Raw genomic sequence first — 16,682 nt, 5'->3', positions numbered from 1 at the left:
CATGCCTCCCGTTCATACCGGGGCACCCGTCATCCCGGGTGCCTCCACCGCGTCGTCCCCCGCACCGCAACCCCACTCCCCCGGCCGTGCCGGCTACCGCCGGATGAGCCTCGCGCTCTTCGCCGCCGGACTGGCGACCTTCGCCCTCCTCTACTCCACCCAGGCGCTGCTGCCCGCGATCTCCGCCGACCTCGGGGTGACGGCGGGTCAGGCCAGCTGGACGGTGTCCGCGGCCACCGGCGCGCTCGCGCTGTTCGTCCTGCCGCTGAGCGCCCTGTCCGAGCGGTTCGGCCGCACCCGGATGATGACCTGGTCGATGGCGGTCGCCGTCGGGGTGGCGCTCCTCGTCCCCTTCGCGCCGAACCTGGAGTGGCTGGTCGTGCTGCGCGCCGTGCAGGGTGCGGCGATCGCCGGTATCCCGGCCTCCGCGATGGCGTACCTGGCGGAGGAGGTGCAGCCGAGGGCCCTGGTGGCCGCGATCGGCCTGTTCGTGGCGGGGAACTCCATCGGCGGGATGAGCGGCCGCCTCGTCACCGGCTGGGCGGCGCAGCTGGGCGGCTGGCGGGCGGGCCTGGCGGCCGTCGCCGTGATGGCGCTGGTCTGCGCGGTGACCTTCCTGGTGATGCTGCCGCGCGCACGGTTCTTCCGCCCGGCGTCGCTGAACCCGCGCGCGGTGGGCCGTACCGTCGCCGGCCACCTGCGCGATCCGCTGCTGCTGCGGCTGTACGGGATCGGCGCGCTGTTCATGACGGTCTTCGGCGCGGTCTACACGGTGATCGGCTACCGCCTGGTGGACGAGCCGTTCTCGCTCGGACAGGGCGTGGTCGGGTCGATCTTCCTGATCTACCTGGTCGGTACGGTCTCCTCCGCCGCCGCGGGCAGGCTGGTGGCCCGTACGGGACGGCGCGGCGCGCTGTACCTGGCCGTGACCACGACGGCGCTGGGGCTGCTGCTGTCGCTGTCGGACTCCCTGGCGACGGTGGTGCTCGGGCTGGTCCTGATCACGGCGGGCTTCTTCGCCGGGCACGCGGTGGCCTCGGCCGCGGTGAGCCGGACCGCCAGGACGGGCCGGGCGCAGGCCTCGGCCCTGTACCAGTCGGCGTACTACCTCGGTTCCAGCGCGGGCGGCACCCTCGGCGCCCTCGCCTACCACGAGGCGGGCTGGTCGGCCACGGTCGGTATCGCGCTGCTCGCGGTGCTCGGCGTCGTGTCGATCACCCTGTACGGGACGCACGCGGCCCGCGCGCAGGGGCGCATACCGGCGTCCGCGGCAGGCGCGCGCTGACGCAACTTCGCTTCCGCCGGAGGCAACCCCTGCTCGTTTTCCGGGCATTCAACACGGAGAACGAAGTGCGGTGAGCAGGGGAGGACCGGATGGGGATGCGAAGGGCGCGCGGGCGAGCGGGTCGGCGCGCGGCGGTGTGGGGCGGGGCGGCGGCGCTGGCGCTGCCGCTGGTGGTGGTCGCGGGGGGCGGTACGGCAGAGGCCGCCTCCTGCACCCCCTCCACCGGGCCGTACCAGCGCCAGGCGGAGAAGTTCCTGGGGCGGCCCGTGGACGGGAGGCAGTCGGCGGCCGACTGCACGGCCGTCCGGGCGTTCCAGAGGAGCCACGGGATCAGCCCGGCCCAGGGCTACGCCGGGCCGCTGACCTGGCGGGTGATGAGCACGATGCTGGCCCAGCGGGCCGCGGGCAGCACGCCGAACAGGGCCGGTGACTGCCCGGTGAACCGGGGGCGGATCGCCTGCGTGGACCTGACGCGGCAGCTGAGCTGGATCCAGGACGGCGCCACCCTGAGGTACGGCCCCGTCCCGGTGCGCACCGGCAAGGACGGCACGGAGACCCGGACCGGCTCGAAGAAGATCTACCACCGCAGCATCGACCACTGGTCGACGCTCTACAACGTGCCGATGCCATACGCCCAGTTCTTCGACCGCGGCATCGCCTTCCACTCCACCACCAAGAGCATGTGGAACCCGCCCGGTTCGGGCGGCTGCGTGAACATGCGGCCCGCCGACGCCAAGGCGTACTGGAACCTGCTGGCGAAGGGCGGGGACGTCCACGTGCACGGGCGCAAGCCGGGAACGTAGTGTCAGGCGGACGCGGGGGCGGGGGCCGCATTCGGCGCGGGTGATGCTGCCAGGCTTTCCAACCGCCGCAGGCTGGCCCGGCGTTGTACGAGGGAGAGGCCCGCCACCGCCGTGCCGAGGGCCAGCCAGCCCGCCGGGCCCGCGGCCATCACCACGCCGGTGAGCAGCAGCGGCCCGGCGGACTTCTGCACGGACTGGGCCATGCCGGCCACGCCGAGGTACGAGGCGCGCGCCTCCCGGGGCGCGAGGGATACGGCGAGTTCCCAGGAGCTCACCGAACGCATCAGCTCGGCCGCGGTGGCCAGCACCGCCGCGGCGAGCAGGGTGGCCGAGGCGGTCCAGACGCCGCCGCCGGTGGAGGCGGCCAGCAGGACGCAGCACAGGAGTGTGGTGAGTCCGTAGAGGGCGACGGCGCCTGCCGCCTGGCGGGGGCCCCGGACCTTCGCCGACACGCGCAGCTGGAGGACGACGACGAGGACGGTGTTGACGACCAGGAAGGCCGGGATCAGTTCGTGGGGCGCGGTGGTGTGGCTGACCAGCCACAGCGGGATGCCGATGCCGAGGATCGAGTCGTCGAGGTTCATCGGGATGTCCAGCAGGACGAAGCGGAGGTAGCCGCGGTCCCGCCAGGGGCCGGGCCCGCCGGCCGGGGCCGCGGGGCCATCCGTGGCGGCGCCGTCGGCGGCGTCAGCAGCGGGTGCGGCGGGTGCGGCCGGTGCGGCGACGAGTCCGCGGCCGCGCGGCTCCCGGGTGCGCCAGACCAGGGCGGCGGCCACGAGGAACGACAGCGCGTCGGCCAGGATGAGCACGTGGTAGGCGCCGCGGGTGCCGACGGCGAGGCCGATGGCGGCAAGGCCCGCGCCGAGCGCGTAGCCCGCGTTCGCCGAACTGCGCGACAGCGCCTGGTAGGTGGCGCGCCGCTCGCCGGCGACCCGGGTGGCGAACAGCATCTCCAGGGTCTTGGCCGCCCGGTCTCCCAGGTGGGTGACGGCCACCACGGGCAGCAGCAGCGCGAAGTCGGTGACGACGAGCAGCAGGCAGAGGGTGACCAGGCGCAGCAGGTGGGCGCCGATCAGCAGGGAGCGCACGGGGAAGCGGTCGGCCAGGTGGCCCGCCAGGGGTGATCCGGCGATGCCCGCCACCCCGGACGCCCCGAGCAGGATGCCGACCTGCCCGGCGTCGAGGCCGACCACGAAGGTGAAGTAGAGGACGCATGCCGCGGCCCAGACGCCGGTCCCGGCGCGGTCCAGGAGCTGGGCGAGGAGCATGATCCGCGCGTCGCGGCCGCCGGGCGGCCGTCGCAGCTGCGCCAGCAAGCCGGGTTCCCGTCCGTCCCGCCGCCGTTCCTTCCGGATCTCCCCGCCGCGCCGCATCCCTGGCCTCCCCGCCCACCGTCGAAGTATCTCGATATCGAGATACCGGGGAAGCATGCCGCACATCAATCTTGACGTCAAGATACTTGATGTCGATAGACCTGGGTCTCTGCACGCTTCGGGCTGCTGTTGTCAGACCCCTCCGGTAGGTTCCGAAGTAGCCACGAACGTCAGGGGGATGGACCGACATGAGCGACCTCGCGACCACGAGCGGCGACCTCGATGCGGCGATGGACCGGTACCGGGTCGAGCTCACCGGATACTGCTACCGGATGCTCGGCTCCGCCTTCGACGCCGAGGACGCGGTGCAGGACACCTACATCCGCGCCTGGCGCAGCCACGAGAAGTTCGAGGGCCGCTCCTCGCTGCGGTCGTGGCTCTACCGGATCGCCACCAACGTCTGCCTGGACCTGCTGAACGCCGGGAACAAGCGGGCCCGTCCGATGGACCTGACCGCCCCGCAGCACCAGTCCTCCGCCGTGCTCAACCAGCGGCCCGAGGTGACCTGGCTGGAGCCCGTCCCGGACGGCCGGGTGCTGCCGCAGACCGCGGACCCGGCGGAGACGGCGCTCGCGAAGGAGTCCGTACGGCTCGCCTTCGTCGCGGCGCTCCAGCACCTGCCGGCCAGGCAGCGCGCGGTGCTCATCCTGCGCGAGGTACTGGCCTGGAAGGCGGACGAGGTCGCGCAGCTGCTGGACACCACGGTGGCGTCGGTGAACAGCGCGCTCCAGCGGGCGCGGGCCACGCTCGCCGGGCAGCGGCTGCGCGAGAGCGAGTCGGCCGACCCCCTGGACGCGGAGCAGGCCAAGCTGCTGGAGCAGTACCTCTCCGCCTTCGAGGCCTACGACATCTCGCGCCTCACGACGCTGCTGCACGAGGACGCCGTCCTGTCCATGCCTCCGTTCGACCTGTGGCTGCAGGGCACGGCGGACATCGCGGCCTGGCACCTCAACCAGGGCATCGGCTGCAAGGGCTCCCGTCTCATCCCGACGACCGCGAACGGCATGCCGGCCTTCGGCCAGTACCGCCCGCGCGAGGACGGCAAGCCCGGGCACACCCCGTGGGCACTGCAGGTGCTGGAGGTCTCAGAGGGCAGGATCGTCGGCCTCAACGCCTTCCTGGACACGGCCCGGTGGTTCCCGCTCTTCGGCCTCCCCGAGCAGCTCGACGAGTCCTACGAGGTCCAGCAGGGCGCGTAGGGCCGGACCGGCGCCGATCACCCGCAGCGGCCGCCCCCGCGCCGTCAGCCGTAGCCGGGCCAGCGCCTCCACATGGGGCAGCCCCGGCGCGGTGACGGCGCGCGCGTCGCACTGCACCGCCCGGGCCCCGTCCTCGTACAGCCGGGCCAGGCGCGCGCACAGAGTTGCGGCGTCACGCGCGGTCGGGTCGGGTCCGGGCAGCACGAGTCGGGTGGTCTCCACGAGGTGATGACTCCCGGGCGCGCCGGAACTCATCGGCGTGGCGCGGCCCGACAACGGCCGTCTGCCTCCCTGCCTGTTCTGGGCGAGGTGCCGCCACTGTGCGTCAGGGCCGTGGGAAGGAGAAGGTGTCGAGGGCCAGGTCGAACGGCGCCGGGAGGGGGACGGCCTCACCGAACTTGCCCGCCCACAGGACGCGGTACTTGCCGTCGCTGGGCTCGCCGTAGAGGTGGATCGTGGGGCTGCCGGTCGCGTGCGGGTCGATGAGCAGGTAGAGCGGGATGCCGGCTGCGGCGTAGCCGTTGAGCTTGGCAACGCGGTCGTGGACGGCGTTCGACCGGGAAGTGATCTCCACGACGAGCTTGGCGACATCCGCGGGAGTGAAGTTCTCCCCGCGGGGCACTACCTCCCTGGGGACGACCGCGAGATCCGGGATGTACAGGCCGCTGCGGCTCGGAATCGCGACGTTGAGGGTCTGGAAGACACCCCAGCCGTCTGGGATCACTGAGTACAGCCGTTGCTGCACCAGCTCCGCGATCAGGTTGTGGTCGTTGACGGGCGGTGGTGCCACGGTGACGATCCCCTCGATGATCTCCACCTTGCAGCCCTTCGGCGCGCCCGTCCCCTTCCAGAGGCCGACCGCCGAATCCCAGTCGTCACCGCCGCTCAAGGGCGGGTGCTCGACCGCGAGTGCGCTCATGGTGTGCTCCTCAATCGGTTCGTCACCGGTCCCAGCATGCCGAACGGGACCGGCGGGGGTCCACCGGTCCCGTTCACCCGAAAGGGAAGCCGCAGGTCAGGCGATGCGGTCGAGGACGATCGGCGTGGCGGTGAAGGCCGTACCCGCCGCGGCGATGTCGAAGGAGCCGTCCAGCGCCGCCAGGGCGTAGTCGAACTTCTCCGGGGTGTCCGTGTGCAGGGTCATCAGCGGCTGGCCGGCCGTGACGGTGTCGCCCGGCTTCGCGTGCAGCTCGATGCCGGCGCCCGCCTGCACCGGGTCCTCCTTGCGGGCGCGGCCCGCGCCCAGGCGCCAGGCGCCGACACCGACGCCGTACGCGTCCAGGCGGGTCAGGACGCCCGACTCGGGGGCGGTGACGACGTGCTGCTCGCGGGCCACCGGCAGGGCCGCGTCCGGGTCGCCGCCCTGGGCCGCGATCATCCGGCGCCAGTGGTCCATCGCGGAGCCGTCGGCCAGGGCCTTCGCCGGGTCGGCGTCCTTGATGCCCGCCGCGTCCAGCATCTCCTTGGCCAGCGCGATGGTCAGCTCGACGACGTCGGCGGGACCGCCGCCGGCCAGGACCTCGACCGACTCGCGGACTTCGAGGGCGTTGCCGGCGGTCAGGCCGAGCGGGGTGGACATGTCGGTGAGCAGCGCGACGGTCTTGACGCCCGAGTCGGTGCCGAGGCCGACCATGGTGCGGGCCAGCTCGCGGGCGTCCTCGATGTTCTTCATGAAGGCGCCGGAGCCGACCTTGACGTCCAGGACGAGCGAGCCCGTGCCCTCGGCGATCTTCTTCGACATGATCGAGGAGGCGATCAGCGGGATCGCCTCGACCGTGCCGGTGACGTCGCGCAGCGCGTACAGCTTCTTGTCGGCCGGGGCCAGGCCGTCGCCCGCCGCGCAGATGACCGCGCCGGTGGTGTCGAGGACGTGCATCATCTCCTCGTTGGAGAGCAGCGCGCGCCAGCCGGGGATGGACTCCAGCTTGTCCAGGGTGCCGCCGGTGTGGCCGAGGCCGCGGCCCGACAGCTGCGGCACGGCCGCGCCGCACGCGGCGACGAGCGGGGCCAGCGGGAGGGTGATCTTGTCGCCGACGCCGCCCGTGGAGTGCTTGTCGGCGGTCGGACGGGACAGCGCGTCGAAGTTCATGCGCTCGCCGGAGGCGATCATCGCCGCGGTCCAGCGGGCGATCTCGGTCCGGTTCATGCCGTTGAGCAGGATGGCCATGGCCAGGGCGGACATCTGCTCGTCGGCCACGACGCCGCGGGTGTAGGCGTCGATGACCCAGTCGATCTGCTCGGGGCTCAGCTCACCGCGGTCCCGCTTGGTCCGGATGACGGAGATGACGTCCATGAGGTGCTTCCTTCTACGCGCATAGAGAGAGGGAGGAGAGGGGATCAGGGAACAGCAAGTGCGACGGCCCTCCGCCCCGGCAGGGGCGAAGGGCCGTCGGCACGGCTATCTCAGGTGACCGGGCCCGAAGGCCTGCGGCAGCATCGCCGCCAGCGGCAGGACCCCGTCCGGGGTGTCCACCTGCAGCTCGTCGCCGCCGAACTCGTAGAGCAGCTGGCGGCAGCGGCCGCACGGGACGAGGATCTGGCCCTTGCCGTCCACGCACGTGAAGTGCGTGAGCCGGCCGCCGCCCGTCGCCTGGAGGGAGGAGACCAGGCCGCACTCGGCGCACAGGCCCAGCCCGTAGCTGGCGTTCTCGACGTTGCAGCCGGTCACGATGCGGCCGTCGTCCACGAGGGCGGCGACCCCGACCGGGAAGCCCGAGTAGGGGGCGTACGCCCGGGTCATCGCCTCCCGGGCGTACGTCCGCAGGGCTTCCCAGTCCACCGCGTGCTCCACGGTCACTTGCCCTGGCCCTTGCGGTACGGCATGCCGTCCGCCTTGGGCATCCGCAGGCGCTGCGCCGACAGGGCGAGCACGAGCAGCGTGGTCAGGTACGGGGCCGCGTCGACGAACTGGCTCGGGACCTCGTCGGTCAGCACGTACCAGACGAACAGCAGCGCGGCGAAGACCGCCGAGATGCCGGCCTGGATGTACTTCTTCTTGTAGAGCTGCCAGACGCAGACGATGACCAGCAGGATCGCGATCAGCAGCAGCATCGCGTGGACGTTCTCGGCGCCACCGCGCAGCTTGAGGCTGTCGATGAAGCCGAACAGGCCCGCGCCCAGCGCCATGCCGCCCGGCATCCAGTTACCGAAGATCATCGCGGCGAGGCCGATGTAGCCACGGCCGCCGGTCTGGCCCTCCTGGTAGATGGGGCTGGCGACCTCGGACAGGTACACGCCGCCGAGGCCCGCGAGGGCGCCGGAGACGACCACGGCGATGTACTTGTACTTGTAGACGTTGACGCCGAGGGACTCCGCGGCGATCGGGTTCTCACCGCAGGAGCGCAGGCGCAGACCGAAGGAGGTCCGCCACAGCACCCACCAGGTGGCGGGGATCAGCAGCAGGGCCACGATGGTCAGCAGCGAGATCTCGGTGACCAGGCCGCCGATGACGCCGGCGAGGTCCGAGACGAAGAACCAGTGCTGGGCCTGGAGGTCGGCCATCCAGTCCGAGAGCCCTGGAATGGTGATCTTGGCGATCGGCTCGACCTGCGGGGACTGCTTGGAGGAGCCGCCGGGCGCCTCGGCGAACGTGAAGTTCGACAGGTACTGGGTGAAGCCCAGCGCCAGGATGTTGATGGCCACACCCGAGACGATGTGGTTGACGTTGAAGGTGACCGTGATGATCGCGTGCAGCAGGCCGCCGACGGCGCCGCCGGCGATGCCGACGAGCACACCGGTCCAGGGGCCCCACTGGTAGCCGGCCCAGGCACCGAACCAGGTGCCGAGGATCATCATGCCTTCGAGACCGATGTTGACGACGCCCGCGCGCTCGGCCCACAGACCGCCGAGACCGGCGAGGCCGATCGGCACGGCGAGGGAGAGGGCGCCGGAGACCTGGCCGATGGAGGTCAGGTCGTCGGCGCCGGAGATCACACGGACCAGCGAGACCAGCGCGAGGCCGCCCGCGATGATCAGCAGGATCCAGGGCAGGGTGAGCTTCTTGCGGCCGCCCGGGGCGGGCGCCGCCTTCTTCGTGGAAACGGTGCTGGCGCTCACGCCGCGGCCTCCTTCTCGGTCTTCATGGCGTGGCCCGCGGCCAGCTCCTCGCCGACCTTCTGCTGCTGGCGGCGGATGCCGTAGCGGCGGATCAGCTCGTAGGAGACGACGACCGCGATCACGATCAGGCCCTTCATGATCGTGCCGATCTCCCTGGCGTAACCCTCCGTGTCGAGGCCGGCTGACGCCTTGTCGATGAAGGCCATCAGGAGGGCGGCGAAGAGCATGCCGACGGGGCTGTTGCGGCCGAGCAGGGCGATGGTGATGCCGGTGAAGCCGACGCCCACGGGGAAGCCGAGGTTGTACGTGTGGGTCTCGCCCAGCAGCACCGGCATGCCGGACAGGCCGGCGACGGCGCCGGAGATGAGCATCGCGGTGATGATCATCTTCTTGGAGTCGACGCCGGAGGCCGCCGCGGCGGACTCGCTGGCGCCGCTGGCACGCAGGTCGAAGCCGAAGCGGGTGCGGTTGAGCACGAACCAGTAGACGACGCCGAGGGCGAAGGCGATGAAGGTGAAGCCGTAGATCTCCCCCGAGTCGCCCATGGAGACGGCCGGGAACCAGCCGGACTCGGCGATCTCCCCGGTGGTGAGGTCGTTGGAGCCCTCCACCTGCACGCCGAGGTTCTTCGGCAGGATCAGCCAGGCGATGAGGCTGGTGGCGATGGCGTTGAGCATGATCGTCGAGACGACCTCGCTGACACCGCGCTTGGCCTTGAGGACACCCGCGATACCGGACCAGAAGGCACCGGTCAGCATCGCGACGACGACGATCACCAGGATGTGCAGCGGGCCGGGCAGCGTCACGGCCGTGCCGACCAGCGCGGAGACCATCGCGGCGAGGCGGTACTGGCCGTCGACGCCGATGTTGAAGAGGTTCATCCGGAAGCCGATGGCGACGGCCAGGGCTGCCAGGTAGTACGTGCCGGTCTGGTTGACGATGAGGATCTGGACGTCCTCGTAGCCGCCGTTCTCGACCATGATGCGCAGCGGCTCGATCGGGTCGATGCCCGTCGCCGCCAGCACGATCATGGTCAGCACGAAGGCGCTGACCAGCGCGAGCAGGGGCCCGGCGATGGCGAGCATCAGCCGGTCCTTGTCGAATGTCTTCATCGGGCCTCGTCCTCCGTCGTGTCACCGTCGGCAGCGGCGGAGTGGTTGTCGGTTGCTTCCAGGTGCCCCGAAGCGGCGCCCGTCATGGCGGTGCCGAGCTCCTCGGGGGTGACGGTCGCCGGGTCGGCGTCCGCGACCAGGCGGCCGCGGTAGATCACACGCAGGGTGTCGGACAGGCCGATGAGCTCGTCCAGGTCGGCGGAGATCAGCAGCACGGCCAGACCCTCGCGGCGGGCCTCGCGGATCGCGTCCCAGATCTGCGCCTGCGCGCCGACGTCCACACCGCGGGTGGGGTGGGCGGCGATGAGGAACTTCGGGTTGTGGCTCATCTCGCGGCCGACGATCAGCTTCTGCTGGTTGCCGCCGGAGAGCGAGGCCGCGGTGACGTCGATGCCGGGCGTGCGCACGTCGTACTCGCGCACGATCCGCTCGGTGTCCTTGCGGGCCGCCTTCGGGTCGAGGATCCCCCTCTTGGAGTTGGGCGCCTCGGTGACGTGGCCGAGGATGCGGTTCTCCCAGAGCGGGGACTCCAGCAGCAGGCCGTGGCGGTGACGGTCCTCGGGGATGTAGCCGATGCCGCCCTCACGGCGCTTGCGCACCGACATCTTGGTGATGTCCGCGCCGTCCAGGGTGATGACGCCCGCGTCGGGGGCCATCATGCCCATGAGGGCCTCGATCAGCTCCGTCTGGCCGTTGCCCTCGACGCCCGCGATGCCGAGGATCTCACCCTTGTGGATGGTGAGGCTGACGTCGTCCAGCAGGAGACGGCCGGCCTCGACGCTCTCGACGGTCGCGGAGTCCGCGGGGGCCGCGGGGGCCAGGACCTCCGGCTCGGCGACGACGGCGTCGCCGGCGGCGACGGTCAGCCCGGTCACCTGGAGCATCGGCACGTCCGTGACGGTCGACTCGCGGGTCTCGGGCGAGGGCAGCTCCGCACCGACCATCAGCTCGGCGAGCTGCTTGGGGGTGGCCGTCTTCGGGTCGGCGGTGCCGACCGTGGTGCCGCGCCGGATGACGGTGATGTCGTCGGCGACCTTCAGCACCTCGCCCAGCTTGTGCGAGATGAAGATGACGGTCAGGCCCTCGGACTTGAGCTCGCGCAGGTTGTCGAAGAGTGCGTCCACCTCCTGCGGCACGAGCACCGCTGTCGGCTCGTCGAGGATGAGGATCTTCGCGCCGCGGTAGAGGACCTTGAGGATCTCCACGCGCTGGCGGTCGGCGACGCCGAGGTCCTCGACGAGCGCGTCGGGGCGCACGCCGAGGCCGTACGCGTCCGAGATCTCCATGATCTTCTTGCGGGCCTTGGCGCCGATGCCGTACAGCTTCTCGCCGCCGAGAACGACGTTCTCCAGGACGGTGAGGTTGTCGGCGAGCATGAAGTGCTGGTGCACCATGCCGATGCCGCGGGCGATGGCATCGCCGGGCGTGTGGAAGGCGACCTGTTCCCCGTCGACGGCGATGGTGCCCTCGTCCGGCTTCTGCATGCCGTAGAGGATCTTCATCAGGGTCGACTTGCCGGCGCCGTTCTCACCGATGAGGGCGTGGACCGTGCCCTTGCGGACGGTGATCGCGATGTCCTTGTTGGCGACGACGCCGGGGAAGCGCTTTGTGATGCCGTGCAGTTCTACGGCGGGGGGCGGGCTGGACGCGTTGATGACGCACTCTCCTTGGCGCGAAAGGAGCGGAAGGCAGGGGGGACAGGGCGGGGAGTGAAAGTATCGCGTCCACGATGCTTCTACGCGCGTAGCACTGTCGGAAGTGAAAACTCGCGGCCATGAAGGCTGCTTGGTCACAGACTAGTGATCACAGAACGAGGCTCGGGGCCCGGGAGCGATGACGACCGCTTCCCGGACCCCGTAGACCAGGACTACACGTCCAAGACGACCTTACGGAGCGGTCTTGACGGTGATCTTCTTGGCGATGATGTCGGCCTTGGCCTTCTCCACCGCGGCGATGACGTCGGTCATCTCCTTGTACTTCGGGTTGGAGTCGGCCAGGCCGACGCCGTCCTTGTCCAGGCCGTAGCGGATCTCACCGGTGGTGGGCTTGCCCTCCTCGACCGACTTGATCAGGTTGAAGACGGAGTCCGAGACGTCCTTGGTGACCGAGGTCAGGATGGAGTCCTTGTACTTCGCCAGACCGGCCTGGTTGTACTGGTCGGAGTCGACGCCGATGGCCCACTTGCCCTTGGTGGAAGCGGCCTCGATGGCACCGGAGCCGGCGAGGCCGGCGGCGGCGTAGATCACGTCGGCGCCACCGGCGTCGAGCTGGCCCTGCGCGGCGGCCTTGCCCAGGTCGGGCTTGGCGAAACCGTCGAAGTTCGGCGGCTGGGTCAGGTACGTGGTGAGCACCTTGGCGTTCGGGTTGGTGTCCTTGACACCCTGGGCGAAGCCCGCCTCGAACTTCTTGATCAGCGGGACCTCGACACCGCCGATGAAGCCGACCGTGCCGGTCTTCGAGACCTTGGCGGCGGCGACGCCGGCCAGGTAGGAGCCCTGCTCCTCGTTGAAGACCATGTTGGCGACGTTCGGGCCGGTCACCGAGGTGTCGTCGATGATGCCGAACGTGGTGTTCGGGAACTTCGGGGCGACCTTCTTGATGGCCGGGGCGTAGGCGAAGCCGACGCCGATGACCGGGTTGTTGCCCTTGCGGGCGAGCTCGGTGAGGCGCTGGACCTTGTCGGCCTCGCCCTCGCCGTCGGTGGGCTCCGCCTCGGCGCCCTTGATCTTCAGGTCGGTCTCGGCCTTCTTCAGACCGGCGTAGGCGGCGTCGTTGAACGACTGGTCGCCGCGGCCACCGATGTCGTACGCGATGGCTGCGGACTTCTGACCCGACTCCGAGGGGGAGGAGGAGGCGTCAGAGGACTTCTTACCGCCACAGGCGGTGGCCGAGAGGGCCAGCGCCGCGGACGCGATGCCCACGGTGGCGATCCTGGTGATCCGGCGCAAGGGGAGGCTCCTTCAAAACCTGACCGAAGCGCCACGACCGGCGCTGGTTTCGCGGCGATCGTAACGCGCGTAGATGTCAGTTAAAGGCCCGTTCATGAGTCGTTATCGGATCGTCGCGAACCGGACAGTGACCGATCGGTAACTGCCAAGGCGTCCAGCCCTTGTGTACCAAGGGCTGGACACGTCCGCCGGGAGGCTCGCCGATGTTGTAGGGGCGAGGCCCTACCGGCTACCTGGAAGGCGGTGTGCGGCGGCCGTCGATCAGTGCGGCGGCCGTGAAGAACTCGACCCCGACGGCGATCGCGTCCTCGTCCACGTCGAAGTCGCCGCGGTGCAGGTCACGCTTGGCGGTGTCGCCCGGCGTGCGGACCCCGAGACGGGCCATGGCGCCCGGCACGTGCTCCAGGTACCAGGAGAAGTCCTCCCCGCCCAGGCTCTGCTCGGTGTCCTCGACCGACTCGGCTCCGCGGCGGGCCGCCATCGCCTCGCGCAGCAGTTCCGTGATCACCGGGTCGTTGACCACCGGCGGCACCCCGCGCACGTGGTTGATCTCGAACTTGGCCCCGTGCATGGTCGCGATCTCGTCGATCGCCGCGTGGATCATGTCCGGCGCCTCGTGCCAGGCGGCCAGGTCCAGGCACCGTACGGTTCCGGACAGCTCGGCGTGCATCGGGATCACGTTGCAGGCGTGCCCGGACTCGATCCGGCCCCAGGTGACCGACATGCCCGAGCGGGCGTCCATCCGGCGGGCGAGCAGGGCCGGCGCGTCGACGGCCACGCGGGCGGCGGCCGTCACCAGGTCGGTGGTCAGGTGCGGCCGGGCGGTGTGCCCGCCGGATCCGGTGAGGCTGACCTCCAGCCGGTCGCAGGCGGAGGTGATGGGGCCGGGCCGCAGCCCGATCCGGCCGGCGTCGACCCGGGGGTCGCAGTGGACGGCGACGATCCGGCCCACCCCGTCCAGCACTCCGGACTCGATGGCGTCGGTGGCGCCGCCGGGCAGCACCTCCTCGGCGGGCTGGAAGAGCAGCCGTACGGGCCGGGGCAGAAGCCCCTGCCGGTCGAGCTCGGCCAGGACGAGGCCGGCACCGAGGACGACGGCGGTGTGCACGTCGTGGCCGCAGGCGTGGGCGCGGTCCGGGGAGGTCGAGCGGTACGGGACGTGCGTCTTGGCGTCCGGGATGGGCAGGGCGTCGATGTCCGCGCGCAGGGCCAGCATCGGCCGGCCTCCGTCCCAGGTGCCTACGTCACAGATCAGGCCGGTGCCGGACTTCAGGACCCGTGGTCGCAGCCCGGCCTTCTCAAGCCTGGCCTTGATCGCCGCGGTGGTGCGGAATTCCTGGTGTCCGAGCTCCGGGTGCATGTGCAAGTCCCGGCGGAAGGCGATCAGTTCGGTGCGCAGGTGGTCCGGAAGTTTGCCGGGCAGCTCGGGCCAGTCGGACTCGACGGGCTGGAGGGTCTGGGACTCGCGGGACATCAACTGGTTCACCCGTTGAAGGGTAGGCGCACGGATGGGTCAACTGAGCGGGGATCGCGAAAAGTTCATGCCGTTAGGGGAAAGAAACACCGCCTCTGGGCGCATGACCGGGTTGACCCGAGGGTAAACTCGCCCGCTCATCCGGCCGTGGGCGCGGCCTGGGCGGGCAGTCTGCGCACATCGCGAGCGGTGTCGGTGACCCCCGCGAGGAAGCTCTTCGCGCGCGGGGACGCGGACCCGGTGAGCCAGGCCGGGTCCACATCGCATACGGCGACGGTGACCCCGGTACCGGTCAGGACGTACGGCAGGGTGTGGACCACGGTGGAGGGAAAGCTGAGGATCGTCCGGCCGACGGGACCCCGACGCGCGATCAGCTCCAGCGGCAGGTCCGGGCGTACGATCTCCAGCCCGGTCGCCCGGCTCAGCGCGCGCAGCTTCTCCGGGGACTCGCGGCGGTGCGCGAAATAGCGGGTGGCGCCGTGCTCCAGGGCGAGGGAGCGGACCGCGCCGAGGTAGCGGTCCGGGTCGACGACGCCGGTCTCCACGAGCGAGGTGCCGACCAGGTCGGTGCCCTTGGTCAGGCGGGGCGGGCCGAAGCGGGCGCGGGTCCAGGAGAACTCGTTGGCCCGCAGCGTCATCCCTCCGTGCGGGACGACCGGCATCGAGGTGAACACCTCGACGCGGCGGGCCGTCCCCGTCCCCGTGCCGGCGGCCCCGTCCGGGACGAACCGGCGCCGCGCGGCCGCCGAGACGGGCGCGTACGCCAGCTCGCGGACGCGGCCGGGCAGCCCTGGGCCGCCGACCCGGTGCCAGCGGACGAGGCGTTCGCCGCGGGCCGTCTGGGCGACGAACTCCATGGTCGCGGTGCCGTCGTCGACCACGACGAGCTCCTCGGCGCGCACCAGGGTGAGCAGGAGCTGGACGTAGCGCGAGAAGGGGTCGCCGACGACGACGGTGTGCGCCGCGCGGACGTCGCGCGCCAGCGCGGCGAGCGCCTTCACCGGGGCGAGCCGGCTGCCGCGCGCCTCCTGCCACTGCACCTCGCACCCCTCGTCCCGGGCCAGCGCCGCCATCCGGCGCAGCTGGCCGCGGGACATGGGGTCGGTGGGCGGCAGGACGACGATCCGTACGGGTGAGAGCGTGTCCTCCGGTCGCGGGCCGGTCTCCGCCCCCGGTCCGGCGGTGCGGCGCCCGCGCTGGCTCGGGACGCCGTCGAGCGGTCTGCCGGGCGCGGCGGCGCGCGCGTACGCCCACTCCAGCACGTTGAGGAGTTGGACCGGGCTCTCGACGAACGCCAGGGTGGAGGCGGAGGTGCTCACACGTACTCCTTCTCGGGGGCGGGGCTGGTACGCGCCGGACCGGAGCCGGACTAGACGGAGGCCAGCTCGCCGCGGACGCGGCGGAGCTTCTTCATGGGGCCGAGCTCGGACTCGTAGACCCGCTTGATGCCGTCGCCGAGGGCGGTCTCGATGGTGCGGATGTCGCGGACCAGGCGGGCCAGGCCGCCGGGCTCGACGGAGGCGGCCTGGTCGGAGCCCCACATCGCGCGGTCGAGGGTGATGTGGCGCTCGACGAAGGTGGCGCCGAGGGCGACGGCGGCCAGGGTGGTCTGCAGGCCCGTCTCATGGCCGGAGTAGCCGATCGGGACGTTGGGGTACTCGTCGCGCAGGGTGTCGATGACCCGCAGGTTGAGTTCCTCGGCCTTGGCCGGGTACGTCGAAGTGGCGTGGCAGAGGAGGATGTTGGCGCTGCCGAGCACCTCGACGGCGTGGCGGATCTGCTGCGGGGTGGACATGCCGGTGGACAGGACGACGGTGCGGCCGGTGGCGCGCAGGGCGCGCAGGAGCTCGTCGTCCGTGAGGGAGGCGGAGGCCACCTTGTGGGCGGGGACGTCGAACTTCTCCAGGAAGGCGACGGCCTCGGTGTCCCAGGGGGAGGCGAACCAGTCGATGCCGCGCTTGGCGCAGTGCTCGTCGATGGCGCGGTACTCGTCCTCGCCGAACTCGACCCGGTGGCGGTAGTCGATGTAGGTCATCCGGCCCCAGGGGGTGTCGCGTTCGATGTCCCACTGGTCGCGCGGGGTGCAGATCTCCGGCGTGCGCTTCTGGAACTTCACGGCGTCGCAGCCGGCTTGGGCGGCGGCGTCGATGAGGGCGAAGGCGTTGCCGAGGTCGCCGTTGTGGTTGATGCCGATCTCGCCGACGACGTAGACGGGGCGGCCGGGGCCCGCGGTGCGGGCGCCGAAGGTGCGCAGGCGGGGGTCGGGCGTGGAGGTCATGGCAGGGGACGTCCTTCGGTGCGGGGGCCTTCGGGGTGTGGGCTGCGGGTCGGGGTGCGGGTCGGGGTGCGGGGCCGGTTCCGCGTCGGGCCGCGGCGGTGCGTGTGCGCCGCCGGGGCGCGGGTCGAGCAGCGGGGCGAGCAGCCGGGCGCGG

Annotated in this window: 15 protein-coding genes; 3 read left to right on the top strand and 12 right to left on the bottom strand. The window is 71.3% G+C overall.

Annotated features, from left to right (window positions below):
• Window position 1 precedes the first annotated feature (1 nt).
• Both ACFWFZ_RS07945 and ACFWFZ_RS07940 read left to right on the top strand, forming a co-directional pair.
• Window positions 2-1,285, top strand: coding sequence for an MFS transporter (locus ACFWFZ_RS07945; protein WP_387118169.1), 1,284 nt, complete (start codon window positions 2-4; stop codon window positions 1,283-1,285).
• 95 nt (window positions 1,286-1,380) lie between these two features.
• The gene (locus tag ACFWFZ_RS07940) at window positions 1,381-2,088 is read left to right on the top strand and encodes a L,D-transpeptidase family protein (protein WP_387118406.1); all 708 of its coding nucleotides are present in this window, start codon (window positions 1,381-1,383) and stop codon (window positions 2,086-2,088) included.
• 2 nt (window positions 2,089-2,090) lie between these two features.
• Here the strand turns inward: ACFWFZ_RS07940 and ACFWFZ_RS07935 are convergent, their stop codons facing one another.
• The gene (locus tag ACFWFZ_RS07935; RefSeq protein ID WP_387118166.1) at window positions 2,091-3,404 is read right to left on the bottom strand and encodes an MFS transporter; all 1,314 of its coding nucleotides are present in this window, start codon (window positions 3,402-3,404) and stop codon (window positions 2,091-2,093) included.
• A gap of 245 nt (window positions 3,405-3,649) precedes the next feature.
• On the opposite strand from ACFWFZ_RS07935, the gene ACFWFZ_RS07930 reads away from it, so the two are divergent.
• Entirely contained in the window at window positions 3,650-4,660 is a 1,011-nt protein-coding gene (locus tag ACFWFZ_RS07930) for a sigma-70 family RNA polymerase sigma factor (protein WP_387118163.1), read from the top strand.
• Here ACFWFZ_RS07930 and ACFWFZ_RS07925 read toward each other — a convergent pair.
• The 11 genes from ACFWFZ_RS07925 to ACFWFZ_RS07875 all read right to left on the bottom strand — a co-directional run bounded on the left by ACFWFZ_RS07925 (window position 4,547) and on the right by ACFWFZ_RS07875 (window position 16,528).
• Window positions 4,547-4,915 (bottom strand): STAS domain-containing protein, encoded by a 369-nt coding sequence (locus tag ACFWFZ_RS07925; RefSeq protein WP_387118404.1) that lies wholly within the window; start codon window positions 4,913-4,915, stop codon window positions 4,547-4,549. The two genes, ACFWFZ_RS07930 and ACFWFZ_RS07925, sit on opposite strands and share 114 nt — an antisense overlap.
• 70 nt (window positions 4,916-4,985) lie before the next feature.
• Window positions 4,986-5,579 carry a Uma2 family endonuclease gene (locus tag ACFWFZ_RS07920; protein WP_387118160.1) on the bottom strand — a complete coding sequence of 198 codons (594 nt, stop codon included), beginning with the start codon at window positions 5,577-5,579 and terminating at the stop codon, window positions 4,986-4,988.
• Window positions 5,580-5,675: 96 nt separating this feature from the next.
• Window positions 5,676-6,953 carry a thymidine phosphorylase gene (locus tag ACFWFZ_RS07915; RefSeq protein WP_387118157.1) on the bottom strand — a complete coding sequence of 426 codons (1,278 nt, stop codon included), beginning with the start codon at window positions 6,951-6,953 and terminating at the stop codon, window positions 5,676-5,678.
• A gap of 105 nt (window positions 6,954-7,058) precedes the next feature.
• On the bottom strand, window positions 7,059-7,457 hold the full coding sequence (locus tag ACFWFZ_RS07910; protein ID WP_387118155.1) for a cytidine deaminase: 399 nt from the start codon (window positions 7,455-7,457) through the stop codon (window positions 7,059-7,061).
• Window positions 7,454-8,716, bottom strand: a complete 1,263-nt coding sequence (locus ACFWFZ_RS07905; protein ID WP_387118153.1) for an ABC transporter permease — start codon at window positions 8,714-8,716, stop codon at window positions 7,454-7,456. The genes ACFWFZ_RS07910 and ACFWFZ_RS07905 overlap by 4 nt, the downstream gene beginning before the upstream one ends.
• On the bottom strand, window positions 8,713-9,828 hold the full coding sequence (locus tag ACFWFZ_RS07900; RefSeq protein WP_387118149.1) for an ABC transporter permease: 1,116 nt from the start codon (window positions 9,826-9,828) through the stop codon (window positions 8,713-8,715). The genes ACFWFZ_RS07905 and ACFWFZ_RS07900 overlap by 4 nt, the downstream gene beginning before the upstream one ends.
• Window positions 9,825-11,483: an ABC transporter ATP-binding protein gene (locus ACFWFZ_RS07895; protein ID WP_387118401.1), complete on the bottom strand. Its 1,659-nt coding sequence runs from the start codon at window positions 11,481-11,483 to the stop codon at window positions 9,825-9,827. Before ACFWFZ_RS07895 ends, ACFWFZ_RS07900 begins: the two co-directional genes overlap by 4 nt.
• A 231-nt stretch (window positions 11,484-11,714) precedes the next feature.
• Window positions 11,715-12,776 (bottom strand): BMP family protein, encoded by a 1,062-nt coding sequence (locus ACFWFZ_RS07890; RefSeq protein ID WP_387118146.1) that lies wholly within the window; start codon window positions 12,774-12,776, stop codon window positions 11,715-11,717.
• Between the two features lie 229 nt (window positions 12,777-13,005).
• Window positions 13,006-14,250 carry an amidohydrolase gene (locus ACFWFZ_RS07885; RefSeq protein WP_387118398.1) on the bottom strand — a complete coding sequence of 415 codons (1,245 nt, stop codon included), beginning with the start codon at window positions 14,248-14,250 and terminating at the stop codon, window positions 13,006-13,008.
• Between the two features lie 137 nt (window positions 14,251-14,387).
• Window positions 14,388-15,569: a hypothetical protein gene (locus ACFWFZ_RS07880; RefSeq protein ID WP_387118144.1), complete on the bottom strand. Its 1,182-nt coding sequence runs from the start codon at window positions 15,567-15,569 to the stop codon at window positions 14,388-14,390.
• Window positions 15,570-15,619: 50 nt separating this feature from the next.
• Complete coding sequence (locus ACFWFZ_RS07875) at window positions 15,620-16,528, bottom strand: N-acetylneuraminate synthase family protein (RefSeq protein WP_387118395.1); 909 nt, start codon at window positions 16,526-16,528, stop codon at window positions 15,620-15,622.
• Window positions 16,529-16,682 lie beyond the last annotated feature (154 nt).

The sequence above is a fragment of the Streptomyces sp. NPDC060232 genome, assembly GCF_042726555.1.
Taxonomy (GTDB): Bacteria; Actinomycetota; Actinomycetes; order Streptomycetales; family Streptomycetaceae; genus Streptomyces.
Note: the sequence above shows the minus strand (reverse complement) of the source record. Positions and strands in the feature narration are given on the sequence as shown.

What these genes read in the sequence shown, in the direction of transcription:
- ACFWFZ_RS07945 (WP_387118169.1), top strand. Translation starts at nt 2, where the DNA reads ATGCCTCCCGTTCATACCGGGGCACCCGTCATCCCGGGTGCCTCCACC.
- ACFWFZ_RS07940 (WP_387118406.1), top strand. Translation starts at nt 1,381, where the DNA reads ATGCGAAGGGCGCGCGGGCGAGCGGGTCGGCGCGCGGCGGTGTGGGGC.
- ACFWFZ_RS07930 (WP_387118163.1), top strand. Translation starts at nt 3,650, where the DNA reads ATGAGCGACCTCGCGACCACGAGCGGCGACCTCGATGCGGCGATGGAC.
- ACFWFZ_RS07925 (WP_387118404.1), bottom strand. Translation starts at nt 4,915, where the DNA reads ATGAGTTCCGGCGCGCCCGGGAGTCATCACCTCGTGGAGACCACCCGA.
- ACFWFZ_RS07920 (WP_387118160.1), bottom strand. Translation starts at nt 5,579, where the DNA reads ATGAGCGCACTCGCGGTCGAGCACCCGCCCTTGAGCGGCGGTGACGAC.
- ACFWFZ_RS07915 (WP_387118157.1), bottom strand. Translation starts at nt 6,953, where the DNA reads ATGGACGTCATCTCCGTCATCCGGACCAAGCGGGACCGCGGTGAGCTG.
- ACFWFZ_RS07900 (WP_387118149.1), bottom strand. Translation starts at nt 9,828, where the DNA reads ATGAAGACATTCGACAAGGACCGGCTGATGCTCGCCATCGCCGGGCCC.
- ACFWFZ_RS07885 (WP_387118398.1), bottom strand. Translation starts at nt 14,250, where the DNA reads ATGTCCCGCGAGTCCCAGACCCTCCAGCCCGTCGAGTCCGACTGGCCC.
- ACFWFZ_RS07875 (WP_387118395.1), bottom strand. Translation starts at nt 16,528, where the DNA reads ATGACCTCCACGCCCGACCCCCGCCTGCGCACCTTCGGCGCCCGCACC.